Annotated in this window: 15 protein-coding genes; 7 read left to right on the top strand and 8 right to left on the bottom strand. The window is 75.0% G+C overall.

Annotated elements, in window-relative coordinates:
* Positions 1-168: 168 nt before the first annotated feature.
* Positions 169-1065, bottom strand: coding sequence for an AAA family ATPase (locus ACI783_RS12840; RefSeq protein ID WP_457140792.1), 897 nt, complete (start codon positions 1063-1065; stop codon positions 169-171).
* A 2-nt stretch (positions 1066-1067) separates the two neighbouring features.
* Positions 1068-2195, bottom strand: coding sequence for an NDMA-dependent alcohol dehydrogenase (locus ACI783_RS12835; RefSeq protein WP_457140791.1), 1128 nt, complete (start codon positions 2193-2195; stop codon positions 1068-1070).
* 145 nt (positions 2196-2340) lie between these two features.
* Between ACI783_RS12835 and ACI783_RS12830 the strand changes: the two genes are divergently transcribed.
* A complete protein-coding gene (locus tag ACI783_RS12830) occupies positions 2341-3729 on the top strand; it encodes a bifunctional 3-(3-hydroxy-phenyl)propionate/3-hydroxycinnamic acid hydroxylase (RefSeq protein WP_457140790.1) in 1389 nt (462 codons plus the stop codon).
* Between the two features lie 10 nt (positions 3730-3739).
* On the opposite strand, the gene ACI783_RS12825 is transcribed toward ACI783_RS12830, so the two are convergent.
* Complete coding sequence (locus tag ACI783_RS12825) at positions 3740-4231, bottom strand: GNAT family N-acetyltransferase (RefSeq protein ID WP_457140789.1); 492 nt, start codon at positions 4229-4231, stop codon at positions 3740-3742.
* Positions 4232-4248: 17 nt separating this feature from the next.
* Positions 4249-4977 (bottom strand): alpha/beta fold hydrolase, encoded by a 729-nt coding sequence (locus tag ACI783_RS12820; protein WP_457140788.1) that lies wholly within the window; start codon positions 4975-4977, stop codon positions 4249-4251.
* Positions 4978-5162: 185 nt separating this feature from the next.
* Here ACI783_RS12820 and ACI783_RS12815 point away from each other — a divergent pair, with 185 nt between their 5' ends.
* Positions 5163-6365: a cysteine desulfurase-like protein gene (locus ACI783_RS12815; protein WP_457140787.1), complete on the top strand. Its 1203-nt coding sequence runs from the start codon at positions 5163-5165 to the stop codon at positions 6363-6365.
* A 2-nt stretch (positions 6366-6367) separates the two neighbouring features.
* Here the strand turns inward: ACI783_RS12815 and ACI783_RS12810 are convergent, their stop codons facing one another.
* Together ACI783_RS12810 and ACI783_RS12805 are read right to left on the bottom strand one after the other, a co-directional pair.
* Positions 6368-6853 (bottom strand): SRPBCC family protein, encoded by a 486-nt coding sequence (locus tag ACI783_RS12810; RefSeq protein ID WP_457140786.1) that lies wholly within the window; start codon positions 6851-6853, stop codon positions 6368-6370.
* Between the two features lie 10 nt (positions 6854-6863).
* Positions 6864-7586, bottom strand: coding sequence for a mycothiol-dependent nitroreductase Rv2466c family protein (locus tag ACI783_RS12805; RefSeq protein ID WP_457140785.1), 723 nt, complete (start codon positions 7584-7586; stop codon positions 6864-6866).
* A 133-nt stretch (positions 7587-7719) separates the two neighbouring features.
* Between ACI783_RS12805 and ACI783_RS12800 the strand changes: the two genes are divergently transcribed.
* On the top strand, positions 7720-8271 hold the full coding sequence (locus ACI783_RS12800) for a hypothetical protein (protein WP_457140784.1): 552 nt from the start codon (positions 7720-7722) through the stop codon (positions 8269-8271).
* A 60-nt stretch (positions 8272-8331) separates the two neighbouring features.
* Entirely contained in the window at positions 8332-8871 is a 540-nt protein-coding gene (locus ACI783_RS12795) for a hypothetical protein (RefSeq protein ID WP_457140783.1), read from the top strand.
* A 22-nt stretch (positions 8872-8893) separates the two neighbouring features.
* Here the strand turns inward: ACI783_RS12795 and ACI783_RS12790 are convergent, their stop codons facing one another.
* A complete protein-coding gene (locus tag ACI783_RS12790) occupies positions 8894-10051 on the bottom strand; it encodes a diguanylate cyclase (RefSeq protein WP_457140782.1) in 1158 nt (385 codons plus the stop codon).
* Positions 10048-10734 carry a mycofactocin system transcriptional regulator gene (mftR, locus tag ACI783_RS12785; protein ID WP_457140781.1) on the bottom strand — a complete coding sequence of 229 codons (687 nt, stop codon included), beginning with the start codon at positions 10732-10734 and terminating at the stop codon, positions 10048-10050. The genes ACI783_RS12790 and mftR overlap by 4 nt, the downstream gene beginning before the upstream one ends.
* Before the next feature lie 119 nt (positions 10735-10853).
* Here mftR and mftA point away from each other — a divergent pair, with 119 nt between their 5' ends.
* From mftA to mftC, 3 genes are read left to right on the top strand one after another with little or no spacing between them, the layout of a single operon-like run.
* Positions 10854-10973, top strand: coding sequence for an electron carrier mycofactocin (mftA, locus tag ACI783_RS12780; RefSeq protein WP_457066548.1), 120 nt, complete (start codon positions 10854-10856; stop codon positions 10971-10973).
* Between the two features lie 7 nt (positions 10974-10980).
* Positions 10981-11277: a mycofactocin biosynthesis chaperone MftB gene (mftB, locus tag ACI783_RS12775; RefSeq protein WP_457140780.1), complete on the top strand. Its 297-nt coding sequence runs from the start codon at positions 10981-10983 to the stop codon at positions 11275-11277.
* Positions 11274-12503, top strand: coding sequence for a mycofactocin radical SAM maturase (gene mftC, locus ACI783_RS12770; protein ID WP_457140779.1), 1230 nt, complete (start codon positions 11274-11276; stop codon positions 12501-12503). Before mftB ends, mftC begins: the two co-directional genes overlap by 4 nt.
* Positions 12504-12662: the final 159 nt, after the last annotated feature.

The following is a 12662-nucleotide window of genomic DNA, read 5'->3' as shown; positions in this document are numbered from 1 at the left end:
CCCGCCCGGCCCGCGGGGTCCGCTGCCCGCGCAGCAGCGCCTCGACGTCGGCGTCCTCGCTGACCGGGGCGGGCTGCGCCGGACGCCGTCCCGGCGGGTCGGCGAGGCGGTCGGGCGGCGGCGGGGGCGGAGGTGCGGGCGCCGGTTCCCCCGGCTCGGGCCCGGGGGTCAGTCTTTTCCCAGCTCCTCACCGGCCCGGCGCCAGATGTCCCGGACGACGTCCTCGACCGGGCGGGCCAGTCCGTCGGTGACGGTGACCTTGCCGGTCAGCGCGGCGAGCGCGGCGTCGGTGCCGACCTCCTCGTCGGCCGGCTCCAGGCCGCGCACGGCTGCGAGCTCGCGGGCGATCAGCACCGTGTCGATCGCGCCGCGGACCGAGGAGCCGATCCGCAGCTCCGGGTGGTCGCGGGTGATCCGCACCGCCCGCACCGCGCGGTGCAGCAGCGGTGCGGGGCCGCCGGTGGCGGTGGCCACCACGGCCCGCTCGTCGTCCTCGGTCTGGTAGCCCATCGCGACCCGGCACGACCGGTCGTACAGCGCCGGGGTGATCCGGGCGGTGCCGACGGCGTCGAACGGGTTCATCGCCGCGACCAGCCGGAACGTCGGCCGGGCGGGCACCCGGCCGTAGCGGGGCACGTGCATCTCGCGTTCGGAGAGCACCCCGAGCAGCACGTTCATCGTCTCCTCGGGCACCCGGTTGAACTCCTCCACGTAGAGGAGCGCCCCCTCGGTCATCGCCCGGGTGAGCGGGCCGGGCACGAAGTTCTCCGGCCGGTAGTCCTCGGTGAGCACCCGGGAGGCGTCGTGGTGGCCGACCAGCCGGGTGGGGGTGAGCTCGGCGTTGCCCTCGACCAGCACCAGCGGCACCCCGGTGCCGTCGGCCAGCGCCCGCAGCAGCGTGGTCTTCCCGGTGCCGGGCGGTCCCTCCAGCACCACGTTGCGGCCTGCCGCCAGCGCGGCGGCGACGACCTCCGCCTCCCGGACCCGGGCCACCACCCGCTGCCGGGCGGTCTGCACCATGCCGGCGCCGTCGAGGCGGGCGGCGGAGGTCGTCGTCGTGGTCACCGTCAGCCGAACTCGATGATGCCGCGCAGGTTCTTGCCGGCGTGCATGTCGTCGTAGCCGGCGTTGACGTCGTCCAGCCGGTACCGGTTGGTGATCAGGCCGTCGAGCTTGATGTTGCCCTCCTGCCACAGCCGCAGCATCCGCGGGATGTCGGTGGTCGGGTTCTGGTCGCCGAACAGCGCGCCCTTGATCTCCTTGCCGAAGAGGGTGAAGTCCATCGAGGAGATCGGCAGGCCCACGGCGGAGACCGGGCCGAGCCCGGTCACCACGACCACCCCGGCCTTGCGCACCGAGCCCAGCGCCTGGGCCACGTGCTCGCCGGTGGTGACGCCCACGGTGACCAGCGCCTTGTCCGCGCCCTGCCCGTTGGTGACGCTGCGGGCGAAGTCGGCGGCCTCCTCGATGTCGCCGAAGGCGTGCGTGGCGCCGAACTCGCGGGCCTTCTCCTGCTTGAACGGCACCGGGTCGACGGCGATCACGTGGCTGGCGCCGGCGAAGGCCGCGCCCTGCACGGCGTTGATGCCGATGCCGCCGATGCCCATCACGACCACCGTCTCGCCGGGCTTGACGTCACCGGCCTGGGTGGCGGTGCCGAAGCCGGTGCCGACGCCGCAGGAGACCAGGCAGGCGACGTCCATCGGGATGTCGGGGGCGATCTTCACCGCGGACCGGACGTCGATGGTGGTCACCTCGGAGAAGCTGCCCAGCCCGCACATCTGCCCGACCGGGGTGCCGTCGGGCAGGGAGTAGCGGAAGCTCTCCGCGTCGTCCCAGCGCGAGCCCATGCCGATGTTGGCGCCGGAGTCGCACAGGTACTGCTTGCCGGTGGCGCACCAGCGGCAGCGGCCGCACGCCGGCAGGAACGAGAAGACGACGTGGTCGCCCTCCTTGAGGTCGGTGACGCCGGCGCCGACGCCGATCACCTCACCGGCGCCCTCGTGGCCGCCGCAGATCGGGTAGTGGCCGCTGGGCATGTCGCCGGTGGCGATGTGGTCGTCGGAGTGGCACAGCCCCGACGTCGCCAGCTTCACCTGGATCTCGCCGGTGCGGGGGTCATCGGCCAGCAGGTCGGTGACCTCCCACTTTCCGGGGGCCTCGCGCAGGATCGCGCCGCGGGTGGGGACGGGCACGGGGACCTCCTCCTGCCCTCGCCGTCGAGGGCGTCGGTGCTCCGGGCGCGGCACTGCGCCCGGAATCGGAACCTATGCCGCGGGTCACACTCCCGGCCAATCCGCTTCCGCCAGATGGCACGAATCGGTGGGAGAGACTCCTCCGGTGACCGTGGTGGTGGTGGGCGCCGGCCCGGTGGGCGTGACCGCGGCCCTGCTGCTGGCCCGCCGCGGCATCGACGTCCTGGTGCTCGACCGGCACGTCGCGCCCTATCCGCAGCCGCGCGCCGTCCACCTCGACGACGAGTCGCTGCGGGTGCTGCAGGCCGCCGGCGTCGGCGACGCGTTCGCCGCGGTCAGCCGGCCGATGGCCGGGCTGCGCCTGCTGGACGCCCACCACCGGGTGCTGCTGCAGGCCACCCGGGGGAGCGGGGCGCACGGCTGGCCGCAGGGCTCGATGTTCAGCCAGCCCGACCTGGAGGCGGTGCTGCGCACGGCGCTGGACGCCGAGCCCCGGGCCGAGCTGCGCGGCGGCGTCGAGGTGTTGCACGTGGAACAGCGGGACGGAGCGGTCCGGCTCGGGGTGCGCGACCGGGCGACCGGGGCGGCGGAGGAGCTGGTCGCCGAGGCGGTGCTCGGCTGCGACGGGGCGAACAGCACGGTGCGCCGGCTGATCGGCGGGTGGCTGCGCGACCTCGGGCCGGCCGAGCGCTGGCTGGTGGTCGACCTGCGCTCCGCGGCCCCGCTGGACGTCTGGCCCGGGGTGCACCAGGTGAGCGACCCGCGGCGGCCGGCCACCTTCATGCCGGTCGCCGGGGACCGGTACCGGGCGGAGTTCCGGCTCGCGCCGGGGGAGTCGGTCGCCGACCTCGACCTGCCCGCGCTGCTGGACCGGTTCGGCGTGGCCGGCGCCGAGGTCGTGCGGACCGCGGAGTACACCTACCGTGCCGCCGTCGCCGACCGCTGGCGGGCCGGGCGGGTGCTGCTGTGCGGGGACGCCGCGCACCTGACGCCGCCGTTCATCGGCCAGGGGCTGGGGCTCGGGCTGCGCGACGCGCACCAGCTCAGCTGGAAGCTGGCCGCGGTGCTGGCCGGCGCCGACGACGCGCTGCTGGACACCCACCAGGCCGAGCGGGCGCCGCACGCGACGGCGCTCATCCGGCTGGCGGTGCTGCTGGGCCGGCTGATGAACGGCGGCGGGCGCGGTGCGGCGGTGCTCCGCCGGGGCGTGCTGGCCCTGCCCGGGGTCGCCGCCTTCGCCGCGGACAGCCGGACGCCGCCGCTGCGGCCCGGCCCGCTGGTGCGCCGTCGCCGGTTCGCGCCCGGGTCGCCGGTGGGGTCGCTGGTGCCGCAGCCGACCGTCGACGGCGGGCGACTGGACGACGTCCTCGGCGACGGGTGGGTGGTGCTCACCGCGGGTGGTCGGGTGCCCGCCGAGTGGCCGGGGCCGGTGGTCGACGCGACGGCGCTCAGCTCCCCGGAGCTGGTCCGCTGGCTGCGCGGCCGTTCGGTGCTGGTGCGCCCGGACCGGATCGTCGCGGCGGTGGCCGGGTGACGGCCACCGCTCAGCCCAGCCGGCGGGCGCGCCAGACCACGGCGAGGGCCGGGTCCCCGGTCGGATCGGATTCGACCCGATCGACCCGGAAACCGACTCGCTCGTAGAAGGCGCCGGCCCGTTCGTTGGCGGCGAAGTGCTCGACGTACACCCGCTCGGTGCCCGCGGGCAGCTGGCGGATGAGCGCGTCGAGCAGTCGAGGACCCAGCCCACGGCTGCGGTGCCCGGGGTGGACGTACAGCTTCCAGATCACGTGGTCGGCCCCCACGCCGCCCCGCTCCGCGACGCCGAGGAGCTGGCCGTCGGCCTCGGCGACGACCACCAGGCCCGCGGCCACGGCTGCGCCCATCTGCGCCTCGGTCCACCAGGTGCGCACCTGGCCGGCCGCGGCCTCGGCGCCGATCAGCGGCGCGTAGTGCGGCGGGACGTGCGCCTCGCCGAACCGGCAGATGGCGGCGACGTCGTCGAGCTGCGCAACCCGAATGGCCGGCGTGCCGTCCACGGCGCCCTCCGGTGAGATCAGGCCGGCTCGACGGCCCGGGCGACCTCGACGAGCAGGGCGGTCAGCTCCGCCGGCCGGGAGAAGAAGGGGGAGTGCGCGGAGTCGATGTGCCGCACCTGCCCGGCCTTGCCGGCCGCCATCATCTCCTGCACGGCCTGCGGCAGTTCGGGGTCGGCGTCGGCCACCACGTAGGTCGACGGCACGGTCTCCCACGCCGCCACGCGCAGCGGCGTCGTGCACGAGCTCATCGACTGAGGGGTCAGGCGGGCCACGGCGGCGGCAGCCTCCTCGGGGTCGCAGTCGTCGTAGAAGACCGACTCCGGTCGCCCGGCGGTGATCGACCTACCGTCCTCGGACACCTGCCACCAGGACATCGGCTGGCCGCCCGCTGCGTCGAGCAGGCTCTCGCCGACGCCCAGCATGAAGGCGCAGACGTAGACGAGGTGCGCGATGTCGTCCCGGCCGGCGCCGGCCTCGGTGATGGGCAGGCCGCCGTAGGAGTGGCCGACCAGGACCTTCGGGCCGGGCACCTCGTCCAGGACGGCGGTGAGGGTGGCGACGTCGTCGTCCAGGCTGCCCAGCGCGTCGACGTCGGGGCCGGTGCTCGGCAGGTCCACCGTGCGGACCGCCAGCCCCTGCTGCTCGAGGAGGGGGACCACCTTCTCCCAGCACCAGGAGCCGTGCCAGGCACCGTGCACGAGGACGACCGTGGGGGAGGGCGACGTCTGGGCTGGCACGGCGGTCATGCGTTCCTCTCTCGCGTGAGCGTCCACCGGAACAGGGCGGACCGGGTGAGCCTCCCGCCGTCGGTGCTGGCGGACCAGAGCGCCGCGGTCGATCGGCGCGAGACATCTGTCGCGGTCTGGATCCGCTGACCGTTCGTCTCCGGGCGGGCGGAGCCCCGCCGTGGCGGCGCGGCTAGCGTGACCGGGTGAGCTTCGACGTCGCCGCGCTGCGCGCCCAGTTCCCCGCCCTGGCCGGCGGGGCCGCCCACTTCGACGGGCCGGGCGGGTCGCAGACGCCGCTCGCCGTGGCGCAGGCGGTCGCCGCGACGATGACCGCGCCGATGGCCAACCGCGGCTCGGTCACCCAGGCGGAGCGCAACGCCGACGCCGTGGTCATCGGCGCCCGGCAGGCGATCGCCGACCTCACCGGCGGTGACCCGGGCGGCGTCGTCTTCGGCCGCAGCGCCACCGCGCTGACCTACGAGCTGTCCCGGGTGCTGTCGGCCGGCTGGGGCCCGGGCGACGAGGTGGTCGTCACCCGGCTCGACCACGACGCCAACATCCGCCCGTGGGTGCAGGCCGCCGGGGCCCGCGGCGCCACCGTGCGCTGGGCCGACTTCGACCCCGCCACCGGCGAGCTCGACCCGGCCACGATCGGCGCGCTGCTCTCCGAGCGGACCCGGCTGGTCGCCGTCACCGGGGCCTCCAACCTCATCGGCACCCGCCCCGACGTCGCCGCGATCAGCGCGCTCGCCCATGACGCCGGCGCGTTGACCTGGGTCGACGGCGTGCACCTCACCGCGCACGCCCCGGTCGACGTCGCCGCGCTGGGCGCGGACTTCTTCGTCTGCTCGCCGTACAAGTTCCTCGGCCCGCACTGCGGCTGCCTGGTCGCCGCGCCGGCGCTGCTGGAGACGCTGCACCCGGACAAGCTCCTGCCCTCGACGAACGCCGTCCCCGAGCGGTTCGAGCTGGGCACGCTGCCCTACGAGCTGCTCGCCGGCACCACCGCCGCCGTCGACGTGCTGGCCGGGATCGCCGGCCCGGAGGGCGACCGGCGCACCCGGCTCACCGCCGCGATGACCGCGGTCGAGAAGCACGAGGACCGGCTGCGGGCGCGGATCGAGGCCGGCGTCCGGGAGCTGCCCGGCGTCACCCTGTGGTCACGCGCGGGCCGGCGCACTCCCACCCTGCTGCTGACCTTCGCCGGCCGGGACGCCGCCGATGCCCACCGGTACCTGGCCGAGCGGGGCGTCAACGCCCCCGCCGGCTCCTTCTACGCGATCGAGGCCAGCCGGCACCTCGGGCTGGGCGACGCCGGCGGACTGCGGGTCGGGCTGGCCCCCTACAGCGACGACGCGGACGTCGACCGGCTGCTCACCGGGCTGCGGGAGTGGCTGGCCGGCTGACCTCAGCCCTTCTCGGCGATCCGCTTGATCGCGGCGAGCGTGGCGGGGATGCCCTCGTGCGCCGACCGGGTCCGGTTCTCGATCTGGGTCGGGGCCTGGTCGCCGTAGTTCTCCGCGAAGAAGGCCAGCCCGGCGGGGAGGAATTCCCAGGACTCGGTCAACCGGGTGCCGCCCTCGACGGGCGTCATGGTGAAGCCCCAGCGCACCAGCCTCCCGCCGACCAGCCAGGCGAACTCCCGCCCGCGCTCGGCGGCCACCACCTGGCTGCGGGTCTCCCAGGTGCGGCCGGGCACCTCGTTGCGGCCGGTGAACCAGTCGCCCACCTGCCCGGTCGCGCCCTCGTCCCACCAGCACGCGGTGCAGACCGGGCTCCACTCGCCGGTGCGGGTCACGTCCGACACCAGGTCGTAGACGGCCTCGGGGGTTGCGTGCACGACGATCGAGTCGGCGTGGGTCAGGCTCTCGGTCACCGGGGCAGTCTCAGTCACCGGGGCAGTCTCACTTGTGCTGGCGGCGGCTGCCGCCGTGCCAGTCCTCCTGCGCACCGACCTCGCCGTCGGCGACGCCGAGCCCGCGCAGCTGGGGCAGCTCGCGCAGGCTGCGCTTGAGCTCGGCGAACCCGGGGAAGCCGGCCAGGCCGATCACGTGGTCCCACAGCCGGACGGCGTCCTCCTCGGCAGGCAGCCGGCTGATCACCGGGCCGAAGAAGGCCAGCCCGCCCGGCGGCTGGACGTGCAGGATCGGCGTTCCGACGTCCTTGCCGGTGAGCGCCAGCGCCTCGTCGGTCTCGGCCTGGACGACGGCGTCGTAGGAGCTGTCCTCCAGCGCGTCGGCCAGCGCGGCCGGGAGGCCGGTGCGCTCCAGCACCGGTGTCAGGTAGCTGCGGGTGCCCCGCTCGGCGCCGGTGGCGCCCGGCTCGGGTGCGGTGTCGAAGATCCGCTGACCGAGCGCCTCGTACAGCGTGCCGACGGCGGCACGGCCGTGCTCGGCACGGGTGCGGGCGGCCACCCGCAGCAGCCGCAGCCCGGCGGTGTGCCCGGCCTCGTACTCCGGCGGGAACTGCGCGTCGTAGTCGACGTGCGCGTTGACCAGCCGCAGCGAGATGAACCGCCAGTCGACGGTGTAGTCGCGCTGGGACTGGACCAGCCGCACCCACCGGCTGGTCATCCAGGCGAACGGGCACACCGGGTCGAAGTAGAAGTGCAGGTCGGCGTCGGCCATGACCCGAGGCTGCCACGCCCGGCGGCGAACGGCGTGTTCGGCGGGTGGGATGCGGAACCACGGGGTACCAGGCAGCTCATGCGCGGCGACCGCCTCGGTCGCCGCTCATCCACCGGACGACTGGAGACCACCCATGGCGCGCAACACCCTGTCCCGATCTCTGCACGACGTCGGCCTCGCGGCCTGGTTCGGCGGCACCCTCGCCAACGCCGTCGCCCTCAACGAGGCCGCGAGCGAGGCCGGCAGCGCCAAGGCCACCGGAGCCGTGGCCAACGCCGGCTGGAACCGGTGGACGCCGGTCAACGCCGCCGCGATCGGCGCGCACCTGATCGGCAGCGTCGGCCAGCTGCAGGCGAACAAGCAGCGCGTCGCCCAGCAGCAGGGCGCCGGCGCCATGTCCACCGTGAAGACGGTGCTCACCGCCGCGGCCCTGGGCGTCACGGCCTACAGCCGGGTGCTGGGCAAGGTCGTCGCCTCCGGCGGCGCCACCCCGTCGCGGCGGGGCACCAAGGCCGCCAAGCGGGCCCGCGCCGAGATCGCCGTCGCCCAGGAGCGGCTCGACCAGCTCCAGTGGGTCGTCCCGGCGCTGACCGGCGCGCTGGTCGTGGTCAGCTCCTACGCCGGCGAGCAGCAGCGGCCGTCGGAGGTGCAGCGCGGCATCGCGCAGAAGACCACCACCGCCTGAGTCGCGCAGACCGTGGCGCGGGGGCTGGTGACCTGCGCCACGGTCAGCCACCCTCGCGAGGTGGCCGTTTCCGTTCCGCGTCCGCCCTGGTGGGCGCAGTCCCTGCTCGTCGCACTCCTCTGCGCCCTCGTCGGGTTCGGCGCCGCACTGCTCGTCAGCCACGACGACCTGGGCCGCGGCCTGCCCCAGTCGCTGCTGAGCGGGCTGGTCGTGGGGGTGGCGGCTGGTCTGGGCACAGCCTGGAACGCCCGCCGGGAGGACGCCCGGTTCCGGGAGGTCACCGCCGGGCTCGGCGACGACGGGGCGCGGGCGGCCCACCGGGCGGCGCGCCGGGGGCCGGTGCCGGCGGACCCACGGGTGCGCGACGCCGCCGTCCGGCTGCTCGACGGGCGGCTGTCCGTGGCCACCGGGCATCCGGTGCCCGCCCTGGCGTGCTCCGTGCTGGTCGGGGGATACGCGGTCGTCCAGGCGCTGACCCGCACGCCGTGGTGGTGGCTGGGTGTCCTCGTCGCCGTCGGGGCGGCGGTGTCCTGGTACCGGGAGCCGGCGCGGCTGCGACGGCGCCGGGCGGAGCTCACCGGTGACCCGGTGGCCGCCTGAGCGACCCCGGGCAGCCGCACCGTCAGACGAGCGCTGTCCGGGCCGCCCGGACGGCGTCCCGGCTCGTCTTCGCCCGGTACAGCTGCGCGTCGGCGGAAGCCAGCAGGCCGCGCGGGTCGGCGCCGGCCCCGACAGCGGCGGCGACGCCGAGCGACAGGCTGACCCCGGGATCGGCGAACCCCTCCGGCCACAGGTCGTGGGCCTCGGCCCGGACCCGCTCGGCCAGCCGCACGGCGTCCACCAGCCCGGCACCGGGCAGCAGCAGGGCGAGCTCGTCGCCGCCCAGGCGGGCCACCAGGTCACCGGCGCGCACCCGGCTGAGCAGCAGGCCGGCCACCGCCTGCAGCGCCGCGTCCCCGGCCGCGTGGCCGAACTGGTCGTTCACGTGCTTGAAGTGGTCGACGTCCAGCAGCACCACCGCCAGCCGCTCGCCGCTCTCCCGGGCCCGGGTGCAGCCGGCCGCGAGCTCGTCGTCCCAGCGTCGGCGGTTCGCCAGCCCGGTGAGCGGGTCCTCGTGGCTGAGCCGTTCCAGCCGGACCAGCAGCTGGTGGGTACGGCGCTGCTCGGCGTCCAGGCGTACGCGGGTGGCCAGCTGCGCCGCCGCCAGCCGGGCGCGCCGCCAGTGGGCCAGCAGCGCGACCAGGGAGGTCAGCCCGAGGTACACCACCACGGCCGCGGTGGTGCGGCCGCTCAGCTGTGAGGGGTCGGCGGCGACCGCCAGTGCGAGCGCGGTCCACGTCGTGGAGATCAGCGCGACGGTCCAGCCCAGCCCGACCGACAGCAGCACCCCGCTGCCGTGCAGGGCCAGCGACAGACCGAGCAGGTAGAACTCGACGTGGTCGACGACGGCCAGCATCCATGCGGTGGTCAGCTGGACGACGGCCAGGCCGGTGAAGATCAGCGCTCCCGGTTGCAGCCGGCCCGCCGGGTGCCGCCACAGCAGCGCCAGCGCGCACCAGATGAGCACGGTGCCGACCGCCCGCACCGGCACGAGCGAGCCGGCGATCGCGGGTTCCAGGACGATGTCCAGCACCGCCCACGCGGGGTAGCCGACCGCGGCGATCGCCCCGACGAGGAGACCGGACGACCGGGCCTGCTCCAGCGCCTCGCGGTGCACCACGACGTGGACGTCGTCCCGGCGCGACCCGGTGGCGTCGCTCTCGGGGGCGCTGCTGGTCACCCCGAGGTCATCGGCTCCCCGGGAGGACTGCTGGGGCCCGCCGCGCCGTCGGCCACCCGGAGGGGGGAGGCCCGGATCAGCGGGCGCAGGGCGGGGAAGCCGGCGGCGAGCTGGTCGAACGCGCTGTGCAGCGAGGCCGCCAGGGTGATGCCGCCGTCGGCGAGCCACACCTCGAACGCCGTCGTCGCGGCTGCCCGGGTGCTGGTGGCGACCAGCCGGGGCAGCAGCGCGCCCGGCGCGGTCCCGCCGCGGCGGGCCACGTGCTCGGCCACCACCCGGTCGACCTCGGCGTAACGCAACTGCGAGTGCGCCTGCAGCGCCGGCTCGGTGAGGATCAGCCGCATCCGCTGCCGCAGCAGCGGCAGGTCGGCCTCGGCGTAGTCGTTGACCTCCACGTAGGCCGCGCAGATCGACGCCATCACCGGCTGCTCGCCGTCGGTGGCGGCCAGCCGCGCCTCGAGCCGTGCGACGTGGCCGGCGAAGTCGCCCCACACGGCGTCGGCCTTGGTGGCGAAGTAGCGGAAGAAGGTGCGCCGGCTGATCCCGGCGGCGTCGGCGACCTCGTCGGTGGTCACCTGCTCGAAGCCGGTGCCGGTGAACAGCTCCAGCGCAGCCTGCTCGATCCGGGCCCGCGTCAGGTCCCGCGCGTCCCCGACCACCGTCTCGACCTCTGTCCCGACCACTGCCCGCCATCCTCTCTCTTCCGCCGCACGGAAAGGGTCCCTCGCCGCTCTTGTCCGTGGCACTGGGTGTCACCTAGCGTCGCCGGAGTCCACGTGACCCAGCTCACCCGGAGGCAATGGTGCCCGAGACCACGCAGCAGGACAGCCAGATCGAGAACGCCGCGCCCGCCGAGGAGGCGCTCGTCGAGGAGTCCCTCGTCGAGGAGGTCTCCATCGACGGCATGTGCGGCGTCTACTGAGCCGACCGTGACCGCCCCAGCTCCGGCCGCAGCCGGATTCGACCCTGCACTCCCCTGGCGGCGGGCCCGGTCGGTCGCGCTGCGGCCGGAGCCGTTCGGCGCGCTGGTCTACCACTTCGGCAACCGCAAGCTGTCCTTCCTGAAGTCGAAGGCGCTGGTCCGGGTCGTGGAGTCCCTCGCCGACCACCCCGACGTCCCCGCCACGCTGGCCGCCTGCGACGTGCCCGAGGCCCAGCGCCCGGCCTACGTGAAGGCCCTGGCCGACCTGGCCCGCTCCCAGATGATCGAGAGGCGCTCCGCATGACCGCCGTCCTGCCCTCCCGCCCCACCCACGACCGTCCCGTCGGCGGGCGGCTGGTCGACCAGTTCGAGTACGGCCTCGACGCCCCGATCTGCCTGACCTGGGAGCTCACCTACGCCTGCAACCTGGCGTGCGTGCACTGCCTGTCCTCCTCCGGACGGCGCGACCCCCGGGAGCTGTCCACCGCCGAGGCCGAGGCGGTCATCGACGAGCTGCAGCGGATGCAGGTCTTCTACGTCAACGTCGGCGGTGGCGAGCCGACCGTCCGGCCGGACTTCTGGCACCTGCTCGACTACGCCATCGGGCACGACGTCGGCGTCAAGTTCTCCACCAACGGCGTGAAGCTGGACAAGGCCCGTGCCGCGCAGCTGGCGGCCACCGACTACGTCGACGTGCAGATCTCCCTGGACGGCGCCACCGCCGAGGTCAACGACCGGGTCCGCGGCACCGGCTCCTTCGCCACCGCCACCCGGGCGCTGGAGAACCTCGCCGAGGCCGGGATGAAGGACTTCAAGGTCTCCGTCGTCGTCACCCGGGAGAACGTGTCCCAGCTCGACGAGTTCAAGGCCCTCACCGACCACTACGGCGCCCAGCTGCGGATCACGCGCTTCCGCCCGTCCGGCCGTGGGGCCGACGTCTGGGACCAGCTGCACCCCACCCAGGCCCAGCAGCGGGAGCTGTACTCCTGGCTGCTGGCCAACGGCGACAACGTGCTCACCGGCGACTCGTTCTTCCACCTCTCCGCGCTCGGCGAGGCCCTGCCCGGGCTGAACCTGTGCGGGGCCGGCCGGGTGGTCTGCCTGATCGACCCGGTGGGCGACGTGTACGCCTGCCCGTTCGCCATCCACGAGAACTTCCTCGCCGGCAACGTGCGCGACGAGGGCGGCTTCCAGCGGGTCTGGCAGACCTCGGACCTGTTCACCGAGCTGCGCAGCCCGCAGACCGGCGGCGCGTGCACCAAGTGCGCCCACTTCGACGCCTGCCGCGGAGGCTGCATGGCGGCGAAGTTCTTCACCGGGCTGCCGCTGGACGGGCCCGACCCGGAGTGCGTGCAGGGCTACGGGGAGACCGCGCTGGCGGCCCGGGACATCGAGCTGGTCACGCCGAAGAGCCACCTGGACCACTCGCACAAGGGCCCGGTGCGCGGCCAGCCCACCCTGCTGGGCATGCCGAGCATCCCGGCCAAGATCTGCGACGAGTCACCCCTGGCGGGCCTCCGCCTGGAGTAGCGCAGCCGGCGGGACGGGGGCGCTGTTCACCCGGTGAGGGGAGAGGCCAGGTCCGGGTTTCAGAGCGCGGCCGCACACGCCGATCCAGAGGCCATGCTCCGCCGTCTGCGTCACCGGGTGGCCGACCTGCTCCCACGGGGTCACCGGCTGCCCGAATCC

It is taken from the genome of Modestobacter sp. SYSU DS0511 (assembly GCF_054050755.1).
Note: the sequence above shows the minus strand (reverse complement) of the source record. Positions and strands in the feature narration are given on the sequence as shown.

Excerpts from the sequence above, each read along its gene's own strand:
- ACI783_RS12820 (WP_457140788.1), bottom strand. The coding sequence starts at position 4,977 with ATGACCGCCGTGCCAGCCCAGACGTCGCCCTCCCCCACGGTCGTCCTC.
- ACI783_RS12805 (WP_457140785.1), bottom strand. The coding sequence starts at position 7,586 with ATGGCCGACGCCGACCTGCACTTCTACTTCGACCCGGTGTGCCCGTTC.
- ACI783_RS12800 (WP_457140784.1), top strand. The coding sequence starts at position 7,720 with ATGGCGCGCAACACCCTGTCCCGATCTCTGCACGACGTCGGCCTCGCG.
- mftC (WP_457140779.1), top strand. The coding sequence starts at position 11,274 with ATGACCGCCGTCCTGCCCTCCCGCCCCACCCACGACCGTCCCGTCGGC.